A 1,441-nucleotide genomic window follows, 5' to 3' on the forward strand; every position below is an offset into this window, starting at 1 on the left:
CTGGGCAGCCCGGACCGCACCATGGAACTGATGATCGAAGCGCTGCGCATTTTGCGGCAGGAATACCATTTTAACGGGTACATCCATGCCAAGACCATTCCCGGCGCCGATCCCCTTTTGGTTGAACGCATCGGTCTGTTGGCTGACCGACTTTCCGTCAACATTGAATTTCCCAGCGAAAACAGCTTGAATCAGCTGGCTCCCGATAAAAAAAAGAGCGCCATCCTGCGCCCTATGGGTCAGATTGCCGTCAAAAGTGCCCAAAGCCGTCGGGAACTGGCCATTTACAAACGGGCGCCTGCTTTTGCCCCTGCCGGGCAAAGCACCCAAATGATCATTGGCGCCACACCGGAAAGCGACCTGCATATCATGAACCTGACGGAAGGATTATACAAAAAATACGCGCTCAAGCGCGTTTTCTTCTCCGCCTATTTGCCCATTGTGGCCGACGAACACCTTCCGGCACTTTCTACCCGTCCGCCGTTGCTGCGGGAGCACCGGTTGTACCAGGCAGACTGGCTGCTGCGGTATTATCATTTTTCCGCCGCAGAACTGCTCAATGAAGAGGAGCCCAATTTCGACCCCTACCTGGACCCAAAGTGCACCTGGGCTGTGCGGCATCCGGAGTTTTTCCCGGTGGAAGTGAACACTGCCAGCCGTGCCGACCTGCTGCGGGTACCGGGCATCGGTCCCAAAAGCGCTCTGCGCATTGTACAGGCGCGGCGGCTGCAGCGTCTGGGAATGCCCGAGTTGAAACGCATCGGCGTGGTACTGAAACGGGCACAATATTTTATCACCTGCAGCGGTCACACACCGACCCACGGCACCCGCGCCGAAATCGCCGGCGCCCTGCTGGACCCCAAAGCCTTCGGCGTAGGGATACAACAGTTAAGTCTGGATGACTTTGCCGCCAAGCCGCTGCCCTCAGCTGCGCCTGCCGTACACGAACTGGCCGCACACGGCATGGCCGCCGATAAAGCCGCCCAAACCGTGCGGGAGGAGGCGCTTCTATGCCTTACCAAGCGAATGTAACCGATACCGCTTACCATTATGACGGCACTTTCCCCGGTTTTTTGTGCTGCATTTTTGAAAGTTTCTCCCGTCACGAACTGCCCGCCGCAGTCTGCCCGCCTGAAGAAGCCCAGATGACCTTGTTTGGCGTCCGGGATATTGCCACCGATCCTGTTCACGCCCAGCGGGTAGCTGCCGGATTGGAGCGCCTTGGTCCGGTGGTCCGGGACCGCATTACCACGGGATTTCTCTGTACAGACCCCGGCAAGGACCTGAAATTGCTGCGTTTTGCACGGCTTTGTTTTGACCACGGTGCCCGGGCTGCCCAGATGCTGGGAGATGCCGACGCAGCAGGCGCTTTTGCACTGGAGCGCGCCGTCACCGGAGAAGCTCACCGTTACATTGAGTTTATCCGTTTTGAGGAACGGGA

The 1,441-nt window shown here is 58.1% G+C and carries 2 protein-coding genes; both read left to right on the top strand.

The window, feature by feature from the left end:
• Positions 1 to 1,032: putative DNA modification/repair radical SAM protein (locus H6B10_RS14485; protein ID WP_204652245.1), on the top strand; the 1,032-nt coding region annotated here is incomplete at its 5' end.
• A partial coding sequence (locus H6B10_RS14490; protein WP_204652246.1) for a DUF4130 domain-containing protein occupies positions 1,011 to 1,441 on the top strand: 431 nt, incomplete at its 3' end. The genes H6B10_RS14485 and H6B10_RS14490, both read left to right, overlap by 22 nt.

It is taken from the genome of Gemmiger formicilis (assembly GCF_016901605.1).
Classification (GTDB): Bacteria; Bacillota; Clostridia; order Oscillospirales; family Ruminococcaceae; genus Gemmiger; species Gemmiger formicilis_B.